Source organism: Pseudomonas sp. 2822-17 (assembly GCF_002742485.1).
Classification (GTDB): domain Bacteria; phylum Pseudomonadota; class Gammaproteobacteria; order Pseudomonadales; family Pseudomonadaceae; genus Aquipseudomonas; species Aquipseudomonas cyclaminis.
Map to the genome: position 1 here is coordinate 1 of NZ_LJRZ01000312.1, position 314 is coordinate 314.

General features: G+C 38.2%; 1 pseudogene. It reads left to right on the plus strand.

Features of this window, described 5'->3' with window-relative positions:
• Window positions 1-120 precede the first annotated feature (120 nt).
• Window positions 121-314, plus strand: a pseudogene (locus AOA60_RS07550) (MBL fold metallo-hydrolase); the annotation flags it as partial.

Genomic DNA, 314 nt, shown 5'->3' on the forward strand with positions numbered 1-314 from the left:
ATCCCACATAGTACCTCGAATTCACTCTAACAACAATTCAGAAACACCAGAACCGTCCCTCCGTTCACAAACCTCTTCACATGATATAATCAGATTACTAGCAAATGAAGGAGGCGCTCAATGTTTGAGGATAAATGGTTTACAGTGCAGAAGATTTATAATGATACATATGCGATTAGTGAGTATGGCCATTGGGAGAAGGTTCATTCATTTTTGTTGATCGGCAATAACAAGGCTGTATTAATAGATACGGGTCTTGGGATTGATAACATCAAACGAATCACAGACAAATTAACGACTTTACCAATTGACGT